Annotated in this window: 16 protein-coding genes, 1 tRNA gene and 1 other RNA gene; 6 read left to right on the forward strand and 12 right to left on the reverse strand. The window is 66.6% G+C overall.

Annotated features, from left to right (window positions below):
• Positions 1-14: 14 nt before the first annotated feature.
• The 3 genes from ACFTR6_RS19870 to ACFTR6_RS19880 form a co-directional block, all read right to left on the reverse strand.
• Positions 15-3,791, reverse strand: a complete 3,777-nt coding sequence (locus ACFTR6_RS19870; protein ID WP_377959191.1) for a DNA polymerase III subunit gamma and tau — start codon at positions 3,789-3,791, stop codon at positions 15-17.
• Positions 3,792-3,824: 33 nt separating this feature from the next.
• Positions 3,825-3,921, reverse strand: an RNA gene (ffs, locus tag ACFTR6_RS19875) — signal recognition particle sRNA small type.
• A 72-nt stretch (positions 3,922-3,993) separates the two neighbouring features.
• The gene (locus tag ACFTR6_RS19880; protein WP_087872272.1) at positions 3,994-4,317 is read right to left on the reverse strand and encodes a hypothetical protein; all 324 of its coding nucleotides are present in this window, start codon (positions 4,315-4,317) and stop codon (positions 3,994-3,996) included.
• Positions 4,318-4,473: 156 nt separating this feature from the next.
• Here ACFTR6_RS19880 and ACFTR6_RS19885 point away from each other — a divergent pair.
• Positions 4,474-4,561 (forward strand) — tRNA-Ser (locus ACFTR6_RS19885).
• Positions 4,562-4,645: 84 nt separating this feature from the next.
• Here the strand turns inward: ACFTR6_RS19885 and ACFTR6_RS19890 are convergent.
• Positions 4,646-5,548, reverse strand: a complete 903-nt coding sequence (locus ACFTR6_RS19890; protein WP_377959192.1) for an oxygenase MpaB family protein — start codon at positions 5,546-5,548, stop codon at positions 4,646-4,648.
• A gap of 159 nt (positions 5,549-5,707) precedes the next feature.
• On the opposite strand from ACFTR6_RS19890, the gene ACFTR6_RS19895 reads away from it, so the two are divergent.
• Both ACFTR6_RS19895 and ACFTR6_RS19900 read left to right on the forward strand, forming a co-directional pair.
• On the forward strand, positions 5,708-7,231 hold the full coding sequence (locus ACFTR6_RS19895) for a M23 family metallopeptidase (protein WP_301178645.1): 1,524 nt from the start codon (positions 5,708-5,710) through the stop codon (positions 7,229-7,231).
• A gap of 622 nt (positions 7,232-7,853) precedes the next feature.
• Positions 7,854-8,765 (forward strand): phosphodiesterase, encoded by a 912-nt coding sequence (locus ACFTR6_RS19900; protein WP_377959193.1) that lies wholly within the window; start codon positions 7,854-7,856, stop codon positions 8,763-8,765.
• Positions 8,766-8,844: 79 nt separating this feature from the next.
• Here the strand turns inward: ACFTR6_RS19900 and ACFTR6_RS19905 are convergent, their stop codons facing one another.
• Both ACFTR6_RS19905 and ACFTR6_RS19910 read right to left on the reverse strand, forming a co-directional pair.
• Complete coding sequence (locus ACFTR6_RS19905) at positions 8,845-10,482, reverse strand: stealth family protein (protein ID WP_216359077.1); 1,638 nt, start codon at positions 10,480-10,482, stop codon at positions 8,845-8,847.
• A gap of 37 nt (positions 10,483-10,519) precedes the next feature.
• Complete coding sequence (locus tag ACFTR6_RS19910; RefSeq protein WP_377959194.1) at positions 10,520-11,449, reverse strand: hypothetical protein; 930 nt, start codon at positions 11,447-11,449, stop codon at positions 10,520-10,522.
• Positions 11,450-11,597: 148 nt separating this feature from the next.
• Between ACFTR6_RS19910 and ACFTR6_RS19915 the strand changes: the two genes are divergently transcribed.
• Together ACFTR6_RS19915 and ACFTR6_RS19920 are read left to right on the forward strand one after the other, a co-directional pair.
• Complete coding sequence (locus ACFTR6_RS19915) at positions 11,598-11,897, forward strand: type II toxin-antitoxin system VapB family antitoxin (RefSeq protein ID WP_043417724.1); 300 nt, start codon at positions 11,598-11,600, stop codon at positions 11,895-11,897.
• Positions 11,890-12,564 (forward strand): LytR C-terminal domain-containing protein, encoded by a 675-nt coding sequence (locus tag ACFTR6_RS19920; RefSeq protein WP_083706244.1) that lies wholly within the window; start codon positions 11,890-11,892, stop codon positions 12,562-12,564. Before ACFTR6_RS19915 ends, ACFTR6_RS19920 begins: the two co-directional genes overlap by 8 nt.
• Positions 12,565-12,602: 38 nt before the next feature.
• Here the strand turns inward: ACFTR6_RS19920 and ACFTR6_RS19925 are convergent, their stop codons facing one another.
• Both ACFTR6_RS19925 and ACFTR6_RS19930 read right to left on the reverse strand, forming a co-directional pair.
• Positions 12,603-13,253 carry a TetR/AcrR family transcriptional regulator gene (locus ACFTR6_RS19925; RefSeq protein ID WP_076798958.1) on the reverse strand — a complete coding sequence of 217 codons (651 nt, stop codon included), beginning with the start codon at positions 13,251-13,253 and terminating at the stop codon, positions 12,603-12,605.
• A 65-nt stretch (positions 13,254-13,318) separates the two neighbouring features.
• Positions 13,319-14,038: a DsbA family protein gene (locus ACFTR6_RS19930; protein ID WP_377959200.1), complete on the reverse strand. Its 720-nt coding sequence runs from the start codon at positions 14,036-14,038 to the stop codon at positions 13,319-13,321.
• 180 nt (positions 14,039-14,218) lie between these two features.
• Between ACFTR6_RS19930 and ACFTR6_RS19935 the strand changes: the two genes are divergently transcribed.
• Complete coding sequence (locus tag ACFTR6_RS19935; protein WP_377959195.1) at positions 14,219-15,241, forward strand: glycosyltransferase family 4 protein; 1,023 nt, start codon at positions 14,219-14,221, stop codon at positions 15,239-15,241.
• A gap of 18 nt (positions 15,242-15,259) precedes the next feature.
• Here the strand turns inward: ACFTR6_RS19935 and ACFTR6_RS19940 are convergent, their stop codons facing one another.
• From ACFTR6_RS19940 to ACFTR6_RS19955, 4 genes are all read right to left on the reverse strand, one after another.
• Positions 15,260-16,390, reverse strand: a complete 1,131-nt coding sequence (locus ACFTR6_RS19940) for a Gfo/Idh/MocA family protein (RefSeq protein ID WP_377959196.1) — start codon at positions 16,388-16,390, stop codon at positions 15,260-15,262.
• Complete coding sequence (locus tag ACFTR6_RS19945; protein WP_377959197.1) at positions 16,387-17,145, reverse strand: sugar phosphate isomerase/epimerase family protein; 759 nt, start codon at positions 17,143-17,145, stop codon at positions 16,387-16,389. The genes ACFTR6_RS19940 and ACFTR6_RS19945 overlap by 4 nt, the downstream gene beginning before the upstream one ends.
• 150 nt (positions 17,146-17,295) lie before the next feature.
• Entirely contained in the window at positions 17,296-18,297 is a 1,002-nt protein-coding gene (locus tag ACFTR6_RS19950; protein WP_377959198.1) for a sugar phosphate isomerase/epimerase family protein, read from the reverse strand.
• A 1-nt stretch (position 18,298) separates the two neighbouring features.
• A complete protein-coding gene (locus ACFTR6_RS19955; RefSeq protein WP_377959199.1) occupies positions 18,299-19,513 on the reverse strand; it encodes a Gfo/Idh/MocA family protein in 1,215 nt (404 codons plus the stop codon).
• Between the last annotated feature and the right edge of the window lie 425 nt (positions 19,514-19,938).

A 19,938-nucleotide genomic window follows, 5' to 3' on the forward strand; every position in this document is an offset into this window, starting at 1 on the left:
CGGGTTGCCGTGCCCTAGTACCTCGGCATCAGGGGGCTGCCGTCCAGCGACCGTTCCTCGATGAGCTTTCCGCCCAGAATACGCTCGACGGCGGCACGGCCAAAGACGCCCGACTCCTCAATGGTTTCGTCATCCGCGCTGGGAATGTCCTGCACGTATGGCGCCGGTTCTTCCACGCTCCGCGCGGGCGCCTTGGCCCGTCCAGCCTCTGCCTCCGGACTGTTGGAAAGCCTCTGGTACAGGCTCAGCTTGCCCCTTGCAGGAGTCTCGGTTGCAGGGGCGGGCGCGGCGGTACGGGCGGCGGCAACAGCGGGTCCCGCCTGGATGGCGGGGCGCGCCTGGATCGCTGGTCCGGTTTGAACTGCAGGTCCTGCCTGAACTGCTGGTCCTGGGCTGGCCGCGAACACGGGAACCCTGACGTGGGCGACGTCCGTGGCATCGGCCACGGCCGGCGGGCGGACACCCTGGGCCGGGGTGGATACCCCGTACTCGGAGCTGGCAGCCGGTGCGGAAGCCATGGCGTAGGCAGGAGCAAACTCCGGTGCACCCCGCTCGGCGGTTTCCGGAGAGGTCGCGCCCTGCATATCCTCGGCACGGCGGCTCCCGCCCTGGCCGTCGCTCTCGCCCGGAGCGCTTTCACTCCAGGCCGTGGACGGCTGGTTTTCCGCAGCCGCGCCCCCGTTGCCGTGCGGCGGCTGGGCGGCAGCGGGCGGGTAAGCCGGCGCAGCGGACTCGTCTGGCTCGTCGCCGTTTTGGTCGTCGGCTGCGCCCCGGTATTTGCCCACATTGCTTTCGGAACCGAGAAGCCACACGCCGGGCGTTTGCTCCACAGCACGGGACCACGGATCAGCGGAGGTGTCGGGCCCGGACTGACGTGCCGGTGGTGCCGAATCAGCAGTACTGGCATGAATTTTCGGCGCCGGCGGTGCAGACGCGGCAGCGCCGCGTGCTTCCGGTGCCGACGACGGCGCGGGGGCCTGCCACTGGCGTGACGGCTCCCAGTCCATGGGGGGCTCTTCTTCCAACGGAGGCGCGTCCTCGTCCAGCGGAGGACCCCAGTCGTCATCCGGATAGGAATAGTCGCCGGCTTGGTGCTGCGGTCCAGACGCCGCATCCTGCCTTGCCGCCGGCTGGGGAGCTGGCTGTGTGGCACCAGGTTGTGTGGCAATCGGCTGGGCAGCACCGGTTGCCTGCGCGGCATCGCTGGTGGTGGCAGGCTGGTGGCCAGCGGCGGCCAGTCCACTGCCTGATTCACCGCGGGCGTCGCCATCGCCGCCAGATGCGAGGTTCGCAGCCGGCGCGGCGGGGCTGGATGTATCACCGGATCCGGTGGCGGTGCCCGATGGGGACGCCGTGATGTTAGGCCCGGACCACTGCGGCGCGGAGCTCGGTCCAGCTTCCGGTGAAGACGGGCTGACTCGTCCGGCGGCGGAGGTGGCGGTGTCGGATGGGGACGCCGTGATGTTAGGCCCGGACCACTGCGGCGCGGAAGGCGCAGGAGCCTGGGATGAAGGCGATGCGGCGTGCCCGGCGGCAGGCGCGGTGGACGGGCCTGCGGAACCGGGCACCGAACCAGCCTCCGGGCGGGCCGGAGCGGATTCTGCTTGCACTGAGCCACCCGCCGCGGGGGCGATGCCCCAATCCGCGTCAGTGGTGGTAGCCGGAACGTCCCGGCTAGTACGCGCTTTTGGGTTTGGTTCAGAGCTCGCTGAGCTGCCGGCGCCTGCAACGGCGGTGATCTGGCAGTCGATGCCGATGGTCTTGTGGATGGCCTGGCGCAGATTCTCGGAGTGGTCCGCCCGGCCGAAGGCACCGGCGAGACCCGAGGTGGTGAAGATAAGCGTAAGGACCTGGCCGTCGAACTGGCCGACCTGGGCGTTCGGTTCCACGAGTGCCCAGGTGCTCCGCTTGATCTTTGCCAAGGTCTGCAGGACCTCGGGCCACGCACGGCGGAGTACTTCGACGTCGGCGTGCCCCGCGGAAGGAGGCAGGCCGGCAGAGGACGCGCCGGAAGGAGACGCACCGGCAGAGGTTTGCGGGGCAGAGGTTTGCGCGGGGGAGGACGGGGCGGGAGATGCCGGGGCAGCCTGTGCCGCCGCCGGCTGCGGACGCTGCGTCTGTTCTGGACGCTGCGTCTGTTCGGGACGCTGGGCCTGTTCGGCGCGCTGGGTCTGTTCCGGACGGGTCTGTTCTGGCTGCGCGGCGGACTCCCGTGCTGGCGCGGCGGACTCCCGTGCTGGCGCCGCGGCAGGACGCTGGAATGCAGGTTCCCGGCCCTCAGCGGCGTGTGAATCCGGGCCGGGCCGGCGGTCACGTGCGGCGGCCTCGTCCATGGGCCAGTCGCCGGTGGTAATGCGCGGCGCAGCCAGCGCTTCCCTTTCGGGTGCAGCCTGCGCCGCGGGTGCGGCCTGAATGCTGGGCGGGCCCGGCACCTGCTGACGGTTCTCGTCGGGCGACGGAACGGATGCGGGAGCCGCCGCAGCGGCGGCAACTGCCGCAGGAACTGCCGGAGCAGGCGCCTGAGCAGGTGCGGCCGGCGACTGAGCAGCAGGCGTGGCTGGGGCCGGAGCCGGCACGGCCGGGGCAGCCGGAACGGCGGCTGGAGCACCGGCGTCGGACCCCGAGTAGTTCAGGCGCCGCTCCACACGGTCGATCCGGGCGGCAATGCCGCGCTCGCTCTGCTCAGAGCTGGGCAGCAGGATCCGGGCGCAGAGCAGCTCCAGGTGCAGCCGCGGCGACGTGGCGCCCGTCATTTCCGTCAGGGCGGTGTTGGTGACGTCCGCCGCCCGTGAGAGCTCGGCTGCGCCAAGATTGTGTGCCTGGTTCTGCATCCGGGCGATTTGGTCGGCCGGCATGCCGCGGAGGATCGCCTGGGCGCTTTCCGGCATGGCCTGGACGATGATGAGGTCCCGGAAGCGCTCCAGGAGGTCCTCCACGAAACGGCGGGGATCGTGCCCCGTCTGGATGACGCGGTCCACGGCACGGAAGACGGTGGCGGCATCGGAAGCGGCGATTGCTTCGACGACGTCGTCCAGCAGCGAGGCGTGCGTGTAGCCGAGCAGTGCCACCGCGAGCTCGTAATCGAGGCCGTTGGGTCCTGCGCCGGCCATGAGCTGGTCCAGCACGGACAGCGAGTCCCGGACGGATCCGGCACCTGCGCGGATCACCAGCGACAGTACCCCGGGGGCCACCGGGACGTTCTCCTGGTGGCACAGCTGCTCGAGGTACGCCATCAGCGGCTCCGGCGGCACGAGCCGGAACGGGTAGTGGTGCGTGCGCGAGCGGATGGTCCCGATGACCTTGTCCGGCTCGGTGGTGGCGAAGATGAACTTGATGTGTTCCGGCGGCTCTTCGACGATTTTCAGCAGGGCGTTGAAGCCGGCCGAGGTGACCATGTGGGCCTCGTCAATGATGAAGATCTTGTAGCGGTCCCGCACCGGAGCATAGGTGGCGCGTTCGCGAAGGTCGCGGGCGTCGTCAACGCCGCCGTGGCTTGCGGCGTCAATCTCGATGACGTCGAGGGAACCGGCTCCGCCGCGGGCAAGTTCGATGCAGCTGGGGCAGACGCCACACGGGGTGTCCGTGGGGCCCTTTGCACAGTTCAGGCAGCGGGCCAGGATGCGCGCAGAGGTGGTCTTGCCGCAGCCGCGCGGGCCGGAGAAAAGGTAGGCGTGGTTCACCCGGTTTTTGCGCAGTGCCGTCATCAGCGGCTCCGTGACATGCTCCTGCCCGATAACGTCCGCGAACGAGTCCGGGCGGTACCTGCGGTAAAGGGCAGTTGTAACAGTCACAGGGAAAACCTACCTATAGGGACTGACATTTAAATAAGAGACCCCTCATGCACCCGCCAGAGCCCATCTACCCTTGCTACCTTCCGGTCCTGGGGGAGTTCAACAGGATGACGCCACATGAGGGGCCGTCAGATACTTTACCCGAACTTTGGGTGTGGCCCGAATCGGCTCCGGCGGACCCTCGGCGGGCGCCGCGAACGTCTCACCGGTGCCCGTTCACGGGCCAGCTCATGAACGCCGGCTCCTCATAGGGGTGGGCCTGCCGCAATCCCTGCACGACGGCGTCGAGCACGTCCTCTTCGACGATGCACTCGATCCGGACCTCGGAAACTTCCTCCGGCTGGCCCGGGGTGCCGATGAAGGGCCGGGCCCCGGACAACGGGGTAAAACGTCCCGTACCCGGTGACGTGAACGAGCAGTGCGAATAGTCGCCCAGCCGGCCGGCGCCGGCGTCGCCTATCGCGGTGAGCACAGCTCCGGCGTGGGAATCGGGCACGTAAACCACAAGCGCATGCAGCTGGACCATGGCTCCATCCTGCCATCAGGGCCAAGGCGTTCCGGGCCTTGGATGCCGGCGCCGTAGCCGCCGCAAAAGGTGCCTGTCCGGGAGGCCAATCCGGCCGATTGGGAGATGCCGGAAAGTTCAGGTATTCTAGTATCTGCTTTTGGTTCAAGAGCAGCTGGAGAATTCGCCTAGCGGCCTATGGCGCACGCCTGGAACGCGTGTTGGGTTAACGCCCTCGGGGGTTCAAATCCCCCATTCTCCGCCATCGGAAAACCCGGTTCTGACATCGTCAGGGCCGGGTTTTCTGTTTCCCTTTCTGAATGCCGAACAAATCCGGTGCGGGAGGCGGCTAAGTCACGCCCAGCCTCCGTAGCCGCTCGCGGGCGGCCAGCTGGCTCGGGCTGGCCGGGCCCAAGGCGCGGCGTACGACGACGAGGGTCGCCTTGGCGGCCAGACGCACCGGCAGCGGACCAAGGCGGGCGGTATGCAGCCCGAGCAGCCGGCGGTAGTCAGGATCCAGACTCAGGACAGCGGCATTGAACAGTACCCGGTAGCCCGGCTTCAGGAGCGGATGCAGGGGTGGATGCCGGATGAAGGCAACAGTTTCGGCAACGCGTTCGTCGCAGCGGAGGGTGCCGGTGGCAAGCCACTCTTCGAGTTCCCGCTCGAGGGCGGCTTTGCTCTCCGGCGGAAACTCTACGCCCATGAGCCTGCCTGCCTGGGCCCATTCGCGCACGTACGCGTCCGGGCCACCGGGGATGGGGCCGTCCCACAGCTCATGCGCGCGGAGAAACGAGTCCGTGAAGGTAATGTGCACCCAGCGGAGCAGCTCGGGGTCGTTGGCGGAGTACTCCCTGACGGTGCCGTCGCCGTCGACATACTTTCCGAATACGGACTCGTGCAGCCGGATCACCCTCGATGTTGCCGCCTGGGCTTCAGCGGTGGACCCGTAGGTGAGCGCATGGATCCACGCCGTGGTCCGGGCCAGACGCTCCAGCGTGTCCTCGCGGAAATTCGAATGGTCGTGGACCCCGGCGAGGACTGCGGGGTGAAGTGTTTGCATCAGCAGGGACCGGATACCGCCGATGATTGTCGCTATGCCGCCGTGGACGGCCCAGACCGCAGAGCCGGGGAGGAAATATCCGGGGTCATCACCCTGGGCAAACTTCCGGGACCAGTCCGGCACGGCATCCGGACTGCCGGTCAGCGTTCTTTTCAGTTCCGCCTGCCATTCCCTAAGGAAAGTCCGCATAACTCATTCTCGCGCGCCGAGGCGGCCCGGTTAAGCCTATGAAACCGGACCCGCTGGCCCCCCAGTTTTAGGGGTACCGCCGTGCTTGGGGCTGTGGCCACAATGGAGGACACGCTCGTCGAGATAGGAGTTTGGCGGGTACCGATCCAGGAGAATTCTGTGGCAAATCACGGGGGACACAAACATGCACCGAGGGCGACCGCCCCGGGCCGGATCGCGCTGCGGAGCTTGTCCGCAGCGGTGGTTGTAGGCTTTTCCGTCTTTGCCTTTGGGTTCCAGGGGCCAGCCGCCTCGATCCAGCAGCCCGTGGGCGCTGCCGTCCCGATCGCACCTCCCTCGGGTGTCGTCGGACCGGAGCTCCTGGATCCCGACAGCACCCCGCCCAGTTACGCGATCAGTGGGTCCGGCATCGCCGCACCCGCGAAGGCTCCTGCCGGCCGCACCGTCTCGGGCTCCACCGTGAAGGCCTCTAAGACAGGCATTGCCAAGTCTCCCGGTGTGGCCTCCACCGCGTTGAAGCGGCCGGCGGCCGGCTTCCTCATGGCACCCTTGGAAGTCCTCACCCCCAGTTCCTCGTTCGGGCTGCGGCACAGTCCGATCACGGGCGAGGCCGGCGAGTTCCACTGGGGCCGGGACTTCGCCGCCGCTTGCGGCACCCGAGTTTACGCCGCCGACGCCGGCGTGGTCCGGGCAGCCGGATGGCACCCCTGGGGCGGGGGAAACAGGGTCGAGATTGATCACGGCAACGGCCTGATCACCACGTACAACCACCTGCAGGGCATCGCCGTCGAGAAGGGCGATGCGGTGCGCGTCGGCCAGGTCATCGCAGAAGTAGGCACCACCGGCTCCTCCACCGGATGCCACCTGCACTTCGAGGTCATCAAGAACGGGCAGCACCAGGATCCCGCGAAATGGACCCTGCTGCCCATCCGGCAGACGGACGCGCTGACGCCGGCAGTCTTTACGAGTTTCGACACCGACGCCGCAACCACTTCCGGCTGGGCGATCCCCAATATTCCCGGAAACAGCGGGCCGGGCAACACCGACGACAGCCTGACCCCGGCCACGGCAGCCGCAATCGCCAACCCCCGCAGCGGCAAGTCGACCCCGGCCCGGACCACGTTGGTCGTCAGCTCGTCGACCTCCGCTCCGTCAACTTCCCGCCCGGCATCAAAGCCGACAGTTACAACGTCCCCCACGCCGACGGCGCCGAAGCCCGCCGCCGTGAAGCCCAAGCCGGCCACGGCGCCGGCACCCACACCCACCCCGACGCCGACTCCCACACCAACGCCTACCCCAACCCCAACTCCCACACCCACCCCGACGCCGACTCCCACACCGGTGGACCCCGCTCCGGTAGCCCCGGCACCTACGGAGCCGGTGGCTCCGGCCGAGCCTGCGCCGCCGGCACCCTCCGATCCGGTTGCGCCTTCAGCACCGATCACCAGTGCCGAACCGGCCCCAACAGAGGCCGCGCCTGTGGAGCCCGCCCCGGCGCCCGAGCCGGATCCGGTCCCGACGCCGACGGCCGTGGAAACCACGGCACCGGCCCCAGTTCCCACGTCGGAACCGGCGACCGCCCCCGCGCCCACTGTTGCGCCCAGCGTTGCGCCAACAGAGGATGCGGCAGCGGCGGAAGCTGTCCCGGCGGCACCGACGGCGGAGCCAACGACGGCGCCGTAAGCGGTGGCGGACAGCCGCCGTCGGGCTGTTCGCACACCAGATGAAGTCAAATGGTCAGGAGGTCCAGGGAATGCAACGGAAGCCAACGCCGTTGATACTAGTGACAGCCATGCACCCGGCGAGAGAGCACGATGTGACTTCCCTCCGAACGATTCCGCCGACGCCCGACGGAAGCCGCGCGGGTTTCGGCTGCCTGACCGGCGATCCGGTGCCCGAGCCGGGCCCGTCGGCCGACCCCGCATGTACAGGCTGTACCGGACTTGCCGGCCGGCTGGCCCGACCGGCGCTAGTGCGCGCCGTCGTCCATGGCATAAGTAGCCCCACGCAAGGCAAGCCGGGCACGTTCCGGAAGAGCCTTCCGCCCGGAACAGCCGGCGGACTCCGGGTCCTCCCCTTTATCTCTGCAAGCTAAATAACGCGCGGCAAATTAACGAAGCGGCCATCAGGATGGCCGGGCAAGGAAACGAAAGCGAGGAAGGTAGCCTGGACGCGGCGGCGGTGTCGTAATTTTTCAACATGCTAACTCCCGTTTCCCCATAGTTCGCTTTTTATCTGGTTGGATGGAGCGTACTGAGAGGGAACACAGGAGGCGCCCCGCTTCCTCACTACCGCGAAGGCAGCAATGGAGCTCATCGAGGCCGAGCACCCCCGGCCACGCCATTTTCTACTCCACCTGAGTGACCCCCATCTGTTGGGAGGTCCGGACCCCCTATACGGCGCAGTTGACAGCGAAGCCCGCCTGATTCAGCTCTTCGACGAGGTCAAGGCGTCCGGTGCCCGCCCCGAAGCCGTGATTTTTACCGGCGACCTGGCGGACAAAGGCGATCCTGAGGCCTACGCCAAGCTCCGCGCAATCGTCGAGCCTGCCTGCCAGGATCTCGGTGCGCAGGTCATCTGGGCCATGGGCAACCACGACAACCGGGCCAACTTCCGGGCGGGGCTCTTCGGCCAGCATGGCAACGACGATCCCGTGGACCACAGCTACTACGTCAACGGGCTTCGGGTCATCACCTTGGACACGTCCGTGCCCGGCTACCACCACGGCGAACTCAGTGACAACCAGCTCGACTGGCTGGCAGGGCAGCTGGAGACCCCCGCGCCGGACGGTACCATCCTGGCGCTGCACCATCCGCCGGTGCCGTCGGTGCTCGACCTGTCCGTGCTGGTGGAACTCCGCGACCAGGCGTCGCTTGCCGCCGTAGTCCGGAACTCGGATGTGCGCAGCATCCTGGCCGGCCACCTGCACTACTCCACGACGGCGAGCTTCGCCGGCATCCCTGTGTCCGTGGCCTCAGCCACGTGCTACACCCAGGACCTGAATGTTCCGGTGGGCGGCACGCGCGGCCGCGACGGCGGTCAGGCCTTCAACCTGGTGCACGTTTACGAGCACACCGTGGTGCATTCAGTGGTGCCGCTGGGTTCCACACCGACTGTGGGCGAGTACGTCAGCCCTGAGGAGACGGAACGCCGCCTGGCCGCAGCCGGAATCCGCATCCCCGAGGGCGCCAAACGCCCGATCCTCACGCGGAAGTAGCGTCACTACCCACGAAAGAACCCCGCCAGTAGCCTGGCGGGGTTCTTTCCGCATTGCAGGGGCCTCGGCTTTCCCGGTTTTACTTCTCCCAGGGCGCCTTAATGGGGTAGTACTTTTCCAGGAACTCGGTAACCAGCTCCGCGCGTTCCTCCGCCGGAACTTCCGGAAAGCTGCCGTCATTGAGGCAGAAGAAGTCCATGTTGCGCTTGTTCAGCAGCTTGGGCAGGTACTTCAGCCCCGACCGGAGTGTGGTGTCCACATACCGCACCTTGGCCGCCGTCTGGGTCACGGCCCGGCCGGTCAGCAGTGCGTAGTAGTGGTAGAAGGAGTTCGTGACGGAGATGTTGTCCGCAGCACGGAACGTGCTGGCGGCAGTGCTTGCAAACTCCGCCGGGAACTCCTGCTCCATCTGCGCCACGAGGCTCCGGCGCAGCGGGGCGGCCGTGTGCTCCAGGTGGCGGGTGGTGATCCGGCCGAAGCGGTTCCAGAGCAGCTTCCGGTTGACCCGGGCCGCGTTCTCAAAGCCGCTGCGTTCGGCATCGTTCTCGCCGAGGCCGATGCGGGTCTCCGCCTCGATGAACTTGGTGATGCCGCCCGGGGTGAAGAACATGTCCGGGCCCACAGGGCGCCCGAAGAACATGTCATCGTTGGAGTAGAGGAAGTGCTCGGAGAGCCCCTCGATGTGGTGCAGCTGGCACTCCACAGCCTGCGAGTTGTGGGTAGGCAGCACCGACGGGTCGGCGAAGAACTCCTCGCTGCGGACGATGGTCACTGACGGGTGGTCGCTCAGCCACTCGGGCGCGGGGGAGTCCGTGGCGATGAAGATTCGGCGGACCCACGGCGCGAACATGTACACCGACCGGAGCGCATATTTGAGCTCATTGATCTGCCGGTAGCGTGCCTCGTGGTCGTCGCCCTCGCCCAGGACGGCTTGCGACTGCCGGGCACGGCGGGCGGCGATGTACTCCGGCGAGCTACCGTCCACCCAGGAGAAAACCATGTCGATGTCGAAGCTGATGTCGCTCGCGTGGTCAGCGAACATGTTCTCGATGGTGGGCCACGTGTGGCCGTAGCGTTCAACCGTTCCGCGGACGGCCTCGTGCGCCATCATGGTGCGGCGGGTGAGGGAGTTTTCGATCGGCAGGATCACTTCGTTGCCCAGGAAGCTCCACAGCTCAACCTGGACGCCGGCGGAGGCACCGAATTCGAAGCCGCCCACCGGCTCGACCCGCGGGCGGTACAGCCGGAAAATACGTGCCTGCCGGTTGACGGACAGTTCGCCGTCGGCGACCAGGACGGACATTTTCTTCTTCGCGTCCACGGTCATGGAGTAGAACGGCTCGTTCCGGCAGGCGGCAACGAGGGCGGACCGCAGCTTCTTGCGGTCCTTCCAGTCAAGGGCGATCACCGGGCGGTCATTGTTGCCGCGGACCAGCAGGTAATCCAGCCCGGCACCATCCAGCACATTCCGCAGGAAGAGCAGGTCCTCCACCATGGCCTGGTAGGGCGTCCGGGTGTCATTGATCAGCGCGTACCGGCCCGATCGGCGAATGACGTCGGGGCGGTGCTTGAGGCGCGCGACAGCCGCCGGCGACGTTGCCTCCGCGAGTACGGGTATGTCCTCGGATGCCTCGGCGCCGTAGTAGATATCGTCCTGAACCGTCACGTCGGTAATGGTGTTTCTCCCATGCTGTTGGGGGTGAAGTCTTACTTGCATGATAGTCCTGCTCGGAAAACGTGCAGGGCAGGGGGAGCTAGCCGAGCAGCGCCTGGCGCCAGCTGGACAGGAAGGCCGCGCCGGCGTCGTCGTGAATGACCGTTTCGGGCAGGCCCAGGTCGGCGGCGGTGAGAATGCCGTAGGGCTTGGCCGGGACTCCGTCTGCAGGGCGGACGTCGACGTGTTTGACGGCGTGGTCGTTGTGGTGCAGCCAGTCCGCCATGGCGTAGTCCGTGCGGGAGTCCCCGACCGTCCGCCAGGCCTGCGGTGTGATGCCCTGGGCCGCCAGCATCTCCACGGCGCGGCTCGCGCCGAGGTCCTTGCCCAGCTGGACCGACTCAATGTCAGTGGAAATGATGGTGGGGTCCAGGCGGTAGTCGATCTCGTCGTCGGAATTGGGTGCATGGTGGTCCAGCCGCACGACTCCCAGGTCGTGGCGCTCCATCAGTTTCAGGGCCTCGGCATCAAACAGCTTCTGCTCGGCGAGGTATTCACTGTTGGGCACTTCAATGTGCTGTTCCACGGACACCATGGCGCGCTTGGTCTCGTCGAAGAACATGTGGGACGAGTAGTCCTCGGCCACCATGCGCCGGATGTCATCGCCGAAGGCCGCGGGCATGGCCAGCTCGTGGTCCACGTGGATGGGCCCCGGACCGGCCGAGGTGTAGCTGAACCACACGGCGCCCTTTTCACAGATGGCGTGGATCAAGGTTCCACTCGGCATCCCGGCCGCGATCATGGGCTCCATGACCTGCTCGCGGATAAACGTGTCCGAGCGTCCCGTGTTGAAGATGACCGGCACCCCGGCCTTCGCGAGCGCAACCAGGTCGGCAATGATCTCCGGTTTCACATCCCTCGTGACCGGGCTGGCAACGGGTCCGTCAACGTCCAGGAGAAGGGCCAGGGCCGGTTCCGACGGCCTGTGGGTGCCGAAGCGCGGGGCAGCATGCGCAGAGGGTGCAGTCATGCTTCCATTCTGTCAGCCGGCACCGGCGAACCCGTTCCGGTCCGGGTTGGCCGCCCGGATGTGACACATAGTTACTGTTTGGCCACAACCTCCCGCGGCACGCTGATACCACATTCCCTTGAACCGGCCGGTTGCATACGCTTGCAGGGTGATATTCAAAGCTGTGGGCGAGGGACGCCCTTACCCCGACCATGGTTTCAGTACCCCCAAAGACTGGGCGGCCCTTCCGCCCCGTCCCGTGCGGCTGGATGAACTTGTGACCACCAAGCGGACCCTGGACCTTGAAGCGCTCCTTGCCGAGGACTCCACCTTCTTTGGCGACCTGTTTCCCCACGTGGTGCAGTACCAGGGCACCCTCTACCTGGAGGACGGCCTGCACCGGGCGGTGAGGACAGCACTCCACCAGCGCACCGCGATACATGCAAGGGTGCTCGTGATCGATGGCTAGAAAACCCAAGGACCTGACCGTCCTGCACGGTCACCGCGTGATTACGGGCCCGGAGCTCCGGGCCACGTTCGTCGATGATGACGGGAACGCGGAAAACCCCGGCCGGCTGCGCCGCCGGATCCTGCACGGCGTGGTCCTCGTGCTGTTGCTGGGCCTCATTGTCGCAGGGATCATGGGGGCGATGGGTGTGATGAGCGGGCAGATCAAGTTTCCGTCCGCCATCCAGGCCCAGGAGAATTCTTCCGCCTGCCCCGCCACAACCTTCGACTACACGCCGCCGGCCAAAGTGAAGGTAAACGTCCTCAACGCCACGAACCGCAACGGCCTGGCCAAGGCGGCAGCCAATGAATTCAAGGCCCGGAAGTTCGTTGTTGGCAATGTGGCCAACACCGAGACCGGGTACCGCGGTGTGGCGGCCATCGTCTCGGGTGCTGCCGGACAGTCGGCGGCCTTCACTGTCCAGCGGAACCTCCCGGGCTCTGACTACTTCCAGGACGGCCGTAAGGATGCCAGCGTGGATGTGATCCTGACCAGTGACTACCGCGGTTTGGTCAAGCCACAGCTTGTCGACCAGACCCCGGGCCAGCTCAGCTGCCCGCGGGAAAGCCGGCGGGTTGCCGACGATTCGCAGTGGCCGGTCATGCCCACCCAGGGCGCCACGCCCTGATCCTGGGCGGGCTGATCCTGGGCGGGGACGGCTGACGCTTAGCCGGCCGCAGCGGCCGGCGGGTGCAGTCGTACGGGACGGCCGCCGTCGTCGAACCGTGCCCCGGCGCCCAGTTGGATGAAGCGGACCGTGCGCGAAATCCTTTCCTCCAGGTCCTCGGAGTCGTCGCCGCCGCGGGCGGCGCTGGAGGAGAGCGTGCCGTGGATCAGCTGCGCCTGCTGGAGCGGGTCGGCCGCCGGGAAGTAGCCCTGGTCCATGCCGTCGCGGAGAATGTCCTGCAGCATGTCGCTGAGCCCGCCCACGTGGTCAGCCAGCTTGGCGAACGACGCCGGCGAAAGGACGGCACCCATGGCTGGACCCGGCGGAAGGTGGCGCCGGCTGAGGTCCTCCACCTGCGCCCGCACGTACAGGGCCAGCCGGTCCACCGGGTTGTCCAGCCGGGACAGCGACTCGCGCAGCCCCGCCATGAACCGCTCCGTCTCCACGAGGGCGTAGGCGATCAGGAGCTCTTCGATGTCCGCGTAGTAGTTGTAGACGGCTGTGCGGCCAACCCCAGCGTGCCGGGCCACATCCGTCATGGTGAGCCCGGGCAGCCCGTGGGAGAACAGAAGCTCGCCGAAGGCGTTCAGGATACGGCGCTGGGTCTCGGCGCGTTGTGCAGCGTTGCTGGGGGCCGAAATCCGGGGCATGGGGACACCTTACCGCGATCTGTCACCAAACCGCTCCCGAGTTTTCCGTTCGTAATCCTGCCGGTTCAGACGGGGCAGCCGTCCGGGCCGCAGGCCTCAGCGTCTCCCGCCACGTTGCCGGATCTGTCCGAGCCCACCATCACCAGCGGGTGCGCTTCCTGCCACGCCTGCTCCAGCGCCATGCTGAATGTAGCCGCCGGCTGCGCTCCGGACAGTCCGTACTTGCGGTCGATCACGAAGAACGGAACGCCGCTGATGCCCAGGGCACGGGCCTCGGCGAAGTCGCGGCGGACGTCGTCGGCGTATTTATCCGTGGTGAACAGCTCGCTGATTTCGCCGGAGTCCAGGCCCAGGTCCGCGCCGAGCGACGTCAGGTACTCGCGGCTGCCGATGTCCTTGCCGTGTTCGAAGTGGTCGCTGAGCAGGCGTTCCTTCGCGGCGTCCTGCTTGCCGTGGGCGGCGGCCAGGTGGATCAGCCGGTGGGCGGTAAAGCTGTTGGCAACCACGACGGCGTCGAACCGGTAGTTCAGACCCTCACCTTTGGCCTGGGCTGCTACATGGTCGAACATCTGTGTGACCTGGTCCGGGGCCAGGCCCTTGCGCTTGCTGAGGTAATCGAGTTCGGTGCCGTCGTAGTGATCGGGCACGGTCGGGTCCAGCTGATAGCTGCGCCACTGCACCTCCACCTGGTCGCGGTGCGGGAACTCGGCAAGGGCGGTCTCAAACCGGCGCTTGCCGATGTAGCACCACGGGCAGGCGACGTCTGACCAGATCTCAATCTTCATGCCTGCGACAACTTCCGCGGCTTCCCCGGCATTCCTGTCCCGGACAGTTGCTTTGGTCACTTCGCTGGGTACTGCCATCTGGGAGCCGGATTTCACGTAGCCCTTGTCCGGAGGGAGGGCCCCGCCATAGTGTTTGGACTAACTCCCGGCGGGCACGCCACAGATCTGCGGAAGATGACAATGCGCATTGGACTGATATCGGCTCCGTGGATCCCGGTTCCGCCGCCGGGGTACGGCGGCACAGAACGGGTGGTGGACAGTCTTGCGCGCGGGTTCGCGGCGGCAGGGCATGACGTCCTGCTGGCCGCCCCTTCCGACAGCACCTGCCCCGTACCCCTTGCCCCGCGGATGCGCCCCTCCGAACCAGCCGACCTGGGCCTCGCCCTGTCTGAACTGAGCCACATCATTCGGGCCTACGACGGCATGGGCGGCGTCGACATCATTCATGACCACACCCTGAGTGGCCCCCTGTACGCCCATCGGCCGGCCGGAATCCCGGTGGTTACCACGATCCACATCCGCCTGGCCCGGCAGGCCGCGGATCTGTACCGTGCCATCGGGAAGACCACCGGAATTATCGCCATTTCCCATGACCAGGTCAGCCGGTCGCCGGAGGTGCCGGTGGTGAAGGTGATCCACCACGGCATGGATGTGGCGTCCGTTCCCGTCGGCAAGGGAACGGGCGGCTACCTGTGTTTCGTCGGGCGGCTGTCCCCGGACAAGGGCATCCTCGAGTCGATCCACATTGCGCGGGCGGCAGGGATCCCGCTGCGGGCCAGTGCCCGGATCCAGGGACCCGAGGAACAGGGCTATTTCGACGACGTCATCCGGCCGGCGCTCGGACCGGACGTCGAGTTCATGGGACAGCTGTCCGACGCCGAAAAATACGAGCTGGTGGGCGGCGCCGTCGCCTTCCTGAATCCGATCCAGTGGCCCGAACCCTTCGGCCTCGTGATGATCGAGGCACTGGCCACCGGGACACCCGTGGTGGGAACGCCTGCGGGTGCTGCCCCGGAAATCGTGGAGCACGGCGTCACGGGATACCTGGGCGGCATCGACCAGCTGGCGGCGCTTGCCGCCGAGGCTGGCGGCCTCAGCCGCCAGGCCTGCCGGGCCGCGGCGGAAGAGCGCTTCAGCTCGGCCCGCATGGTGGCCGACCATCTGGCCCTTTATGAGCGGATTCTCGGCGGGCAGGCGCGGTAGGAGCGTTTCCGAGGCCTTCTAGACGGTGGGCGCTGTGGGGTTCCAGTCCTCGGGGAGGGCCGCGGACGCGGGTGCGGAGCTTGCGACGTCGACGAATGTTCCGGACTCGATGGACTCGGCGATCGAGACCATAGTGTCCAGGACGTGGTAGGCGAGGTTACCGGTGGCGCGGTGCGGAACGCCGGCGCGGATGGAGCGGGCCATGTCCAGGACCCCCATGCCGCGGCCGTTGGCCGGTCCGGTGGCGGGGATGACTGTCCAGTCCTCATCACCGGCGCGCCAGAGCCTGATGTCGCCGTCGAAATAGTTGGGATCCGGGAGCGAGATGGTGGCCTCGGTGCCGGTGATCTCCACGAAGCCCATCCGCTGGCGGGGTGATTCGAACGAGAAGACGCTGTGCGAGGACTGGCCGCCTTCGAACTGGGCCATCGCGGAGACGTGGGTGGGGACGTCCACGGTGAATTCCTCGCCGGCCTTCGGGCCGGAGCCGATGACGCGGACCTCTTTGGCCTTGGAGCCGATGGCGGCCACCTTGCGGATCGAGCCGAACGTCTGAATGAGCGTGGTGAGGTAGTACGGTCCCATGTCGAACAGCGGCCCGGCGCCGTACTGGAACAGGAACGCCGGGTTCGGGTGCCAGGACTCCGGGCCGGGGGTCTGGAACGTGGTCATGGCGGTGAGCGGGGTGCCGATATCGCCTCGTTCGATGAGCCGGCGGGCGGTCTGGAGTCCGGCGCCGAGGAAGGTGTCCGGCGCCGTGCCAAGGCGGATGCCGGCGGCGTCGGCAGTCTTCAGCAGCCCCAGTCCCGATTCGCGGTCCAGCGAGAAGGGCTTCTCGGTCCAGACGTGCTTGCCGGCGTGGACGGCGGCGGTGGCGACCTCCACGTGTGCGGCCGGGATGGTCAGATTGACGATGATTTCGACGTCGGGATGGTTCAGTGCGGCATCCACGCCGCCCCACTCGGGGATGCCGTATTCCTTGGCGCGGGCCTCGGCAGCCTCCTCGAAGAGGTCGGCGATGACGTGGACTTTCAGGTCCGGGAAGACGGTCAGGTTGTCCAGGTACTGCTTGCTGATGTTGCCGGCTCCGATGAGGCCGACGCCGACCGGACCCCGGTGGGAAGACGGCGTGGATGCGGGGGCGCTCATGCCTGGGCCCGTTCAGTGGCCTTGGCGGAGCCGGAGTTCAGGAAGTTCAGCGACTGGGTGATGCCGTCGAAGATATCCCCGGAGTAGTCGTCGAATTCCACGACGCCGACTTCCAGCGACCTGGCGGCGTTGATGACGTCCCGCACCGGGATCTTGCCCTGGCCGGCAGGCTGCTGTGCCTTGGTGTCCGTGGTCAGGGGACCGTCCTTGATGTGGATGAACTTCACCCGGTCACCCAGCTTGGTCAGGATGTCCACCGGGTCCTGGCCGCCCACGGCAACCCAGAAGGTGTCCACTTCCAGGACCAGTTCGGGGTCCAGCAGCCCTTCGAAGTACTCCAGCGCCGTTTGGCCCTCGATGCTGGCCTCCAGCTCCCAGGCGTGGTTGTGGTACCCCACGCGGATGCCGTATTCGGCGCCCTTCCTGGCGGCGGTGTTGAGCTTGGCCGCGGTGGCCTGGATGGCCTCCGCGTCCTGCCAGTGCTCAGCCGTGATGTACGGCTCGATGACGGTGCTGATGCCGAGCTCCTTGGCGGCGGCGAAGATTTCGTCCTGGTCCTGGCTGAGCAGCGGAGCGTGGCCGGACGGGGCGGTGAGTCCGTTGTCCTTCAGGGCGGCGCCCAACTCCTGGGCTGTGGCCACGAAGTTGTAGGGCTCCACCTGCGTGAAGCCGATCTCCGCCACCTTCCGGATGGTGCCGCTCAGGTCCGCCTGGATCTGGTTGCGGACGGTGTACAGCTGGAGCGAGTAGGACATGATTTTCCCCTGACATGAGTATTGGAAAGCTGCGAGTCTCGGGTCTGCAAACGTTGAGCCACAGTTCTATGCGCTTTGATCAACGTGTCACCTTCATCCAAGCGCACCCAAGTTCGCCTGGCAACAGCGCTTGTGCGGCCCCCTCCGGCTTCAGTCCTTGCTGCTGAAGGCGGCGTCGAAGCTGGTCTGGGAGGCCGGGAAATCGAACTTCCTGAGGGCAGCGAGGGCTTCGGGGGCGCCGTGGAGGCGGTCCATCCCTGCGTCTTCCCACTCGATGCTGATGGGTCCGTCGTAACCGATCGCAGTAAGGGCCCGGAAGGAGGATTCCCAGGGCACATCCCCGCGGCCTGCAGAGACGAAGTCCCAGCCGCGGCGCGGGTCGCCCCAGGGCAGGTGGGAGCCCATGACGGTGTTCCGGCCGGTGAACCGGAGCTTCGTGTCCTTGCAGTCGACGTGGTAGATCCGGTCCTTGAAGTCCCAGATGAAGGAGACGGGATCGATGCCCTGCCACATCATGTGGGAGGGGTCCCAGTTCAGGCCGAACGCTTCGCGGTGGCCGATAGCTTCGAGCGTGCGGACGGTGCTCCAGTAGTCGTAGGCGATTTCGGAGGGGTGTACTTCGTGGGCGAAGCGGACACCGCATTCGTCGAAGACGTCCAGGATCGGGTTCCAGCGATCGGCAAAGTCCTGGTACCCGGCGTCGATGACCTTCTCGGGGACGGGAGGGAACATGGCAACGTACTGCCAGATGGAGGAGCCGGTGAAGCCGACGACCGTGTCCACTCCGAGTGCTTTGGCCAGGCGTGCGGTGTGTTTCATTTCTTCGGCAGCGCGCTGGCGAACGCCTTCGGGGTCGCCGTCGCCCCAGACCTTGGCCCCAACGATTGCTTCATGCCGGAAGTCGATCGGGTCATCGCAGACAGCCTGGCCCTTGAGGTGGTTGGAGATGGCCCAGACCTTCAGGTTGTACTTCTCGAGGACGGCGAGCTTGGATTCGACGTAGCCGGGTTCGTCCCAGCGCCAGGCGTCCAGGTGATCGCCGGAGACGGCGATTTCCAGGCCGTCGTAGCCCCAGCCGGAGGCGAGCTTGGCGACTTCCTCGAAGGGGAGGTCGGCCCACTGGCCGGTGAACAGGGTGTACGGGCGAGGCATGTCAGGCTCCTTCGGTGGTGCCGGCCGTGTCTGTTGGTCCGGGGTTGGTGAGTTGGATAATGGAGGACTTGGCGTTGGCGGACTCTTCGATGGCTGCGAGCACGCGCTGCACGGTAAGGCCCTCCTCGAACGAGGGCGACGGCGAACCGCCGCTGCCGATCGCGGCCAGGAAGTCGCGGATTTCGTGGGTGAAGGTGTGTTCCCAGCCAATGATGTGCCCCTGCGGCCACCACGCGTCCATGTAGGGGTGCGCGGGTTCATTGACAAGGATCCGGCGGAAGCCCTGTTCCCGCATGGGGACGGTAGCGTCCAGGAACGTGAGTTCGTTCAGGTTTTCCAAGTCGAAGAGTACTGCGCCCTTGTCGCCATAAATCTCCAGCTTCAGGGAGTTCTTTTGGCCGGTGGCCACCCGGGAAACTTCGACGGAGGCGATGGCCCCGGAAGCGAGGGACAAAGTGGCCCAGGCGGCGTCGTCGACCGTCACATCCTCTGGACCGTTCTTGCCCGGCCGCACCGGCGTGAAGGTGTGCAGCCGGCCGGATACCTCTGTGACGGAATCTGCGAGCAGAAACAGCACCTGGTCTATGGCGTGGGAGGCGATGTCACCAAGCGCCCCGGAGCCTGCGGTTTCCTTGTTCAGCCGCCAGGTCATGGGTGAATCCGGGTCGGCGAGCCAGTCCTGCATGTAAGCGGCCCGTACATGCCGTACCGTGCCGAGACGTCCCTCCTCGATCAGCTCACGGACCAGTGCCAGGGCAGGAACCCGCCGATAGTTGAACCCGACCATCGATTGGACACCGCGGGCACGGGCCTTCGCAGCAGCGGCGGTCATGAGTTCGGCCTCTGCCAAGGTGTTGGCCAGCGGCTTTTCCAGCAGCACGTGCTTGCCCGCTTCCAGCGCGGCGATGGCGATCTCGGCGTGCATCCAGCCGGGGGCACAGATATCAATGATGTCGATATCGTCCCTGGTGATGACGGTCCGCCAGTCGGTGGCGAACTCGGCCCAGCCATATTTCGTGGCGGCGTCGGCAACGGCTTTAGCATCCCGGCCGACGAGGACTTTTTGTTCAAAGGCCGGGACATCGAAGAAGCTGGCCACATTCCGCCACGCATTTGAATGCGCCTTCCCCATGAAGGCATAGCCGATGGCGGCCACGCCGAGCGGACGGGCTGCCGGGGTACCCGGCGGACCGGACATGTGTGGGGTAGTGGTCATGAATTGTTCCTGTTTGCTGTAGGGGCACTTGCCAGAGGGGTGCTTGCTGGGATCCATCCCCGGGAGGACCGGGGAGGCCAGAATGGAGCTTTCAAAGTTCAAGTAGGTGCTGCCGTGAGCCACATGAACCAGTTGATCTAAAAATTCGACAGAGCGCTATAGAACCCTCGAAGTTCAGCCGTCGCGTCTCCGGCGCTTTCCGCGTTTTGGACGCCGGACCGAGGGGTTACGGCATCGACTGGCCAGGACGTCGGGATCCAGCGCTCAGGCCAACGCATCCACCGGTAAGGGCTCGAGGGCTTCGCAGGTTCCGTGGAGCCGAACTGGCCGGGCGGGAGGGGCACCTTTGGTCCTTTCACAGAAGCGCTCCGAAGGGGCGGTGCTGGATAGTTTTGGTCCAGAGGCGCGGGTGCCCTGTCGGCGAC

Source organism: Arthrobacter sp. NPDC057009 (genome assembly GCF_042673905.1).
Lineage (GTDB): Bacteria > Actinomycetota > Actinomycetes > Actinomycetales > Micrococcaceae > Arthrobacter.

Excerpts from the sequence above, each read along its gene's own strand:
- ACFTR6_RS19900 (WP_377959193.1), top strand. The coding sequence starts at position 7,854 with ATGGAGCTCATCGAGGCCGAGCACCCCCGGCCACGCCATTTTCTACTC.
- ACFTR6_RS19910 (WP_377959194.1), bottom strand. The coding sequence starts at position 11,449 with ATGACTGCACCCTCTGCGCATGCTGCCCCGCGCTTCGGCACCCACAGG.
- ACFTR6_RS19905 (WP_216359077.1), bottom strand. The coding sequence starts at position 10,482 with ATGCAAGTAAGACTTCACCCCCAACAGCATGGGAGAAACACCATTACC.
- ACFTR6_RS19920 (WP_083706244.1), top strand. The coding sequence starts at position 11,890 with ATGGCTAGAAAACCCAAGGACCTGACCGTCCTGCACGGTCACCGCGTG.
- ACFTR6_RS19880 (WP_087872272.1), bottom strand. The coding sequence starts at position 4,317 with ATGGTCCAGCTGCATGCGCTTGTGGTTTACGTGCCCGATTCCCACGCC.
- ACFTR6_RS19945 (WP_377959197.1), bottom strand. The coding sequence starts at position 17,145 with ATGTCCTACTCGCTCCAGCTGTACACCGTCCGCAACCAGATCCAGGCG.
- ACFTR6_RS19940 (WP_377959196.1), bottom strand. The coding sequence starts at position 16,390 with ATGAGCGCCCCCGCATCCACGCCGTCTTCCCACCGGGGTCCGGTCGGC.
- ACFTR6_RS19955 (WP_377959199.1), bottom strand. The coding sequence starts at position 19,513 with ATGACCACTACCCCACACATGTCCGGTCCGCCGGGTACCCCGGCAGCC.
- ACFTR6_RS19950 (WP_377959198.1), bottom strand. The coding sequence starts at position 18,297 with ATGCCTCGCCCGTACACCCTGTTCACCGGCCAGTGGGCCGACCTCCCC.
- ACFTR6_RS19925 (WP_076798958.1), bottom strand. The coding sequence starts at position 13,253 with ATGCCCCGGATTTCGGCCCCCAGCAACGCTGCACAACGCGCCGAGACC.
- ACFTR6_RS19935 (WP_377959195.1), top strand. The coding sequence starts at position 14,219 with ATGCGCATTGGACTGATATCGGCTCCGTGGATCCCGGTTCCGCCGCCG.
- ACFTR6_RS19890 (WP_377959192.1), bottom strand. The coding sequence starts at position 5,548 with ATGCGGACTTTCCTTAGGGAATGGCAGGCGGAACTGAAAAGAACGCTG.
- ACFTR6_RS19930 (WP_377959200.1), bottom strand. The coding sequence starts at position 14,038 with ATGAAGATTGAGATCTGGTCAGACGTCGCCTGCCCGTGGTGCTACATC.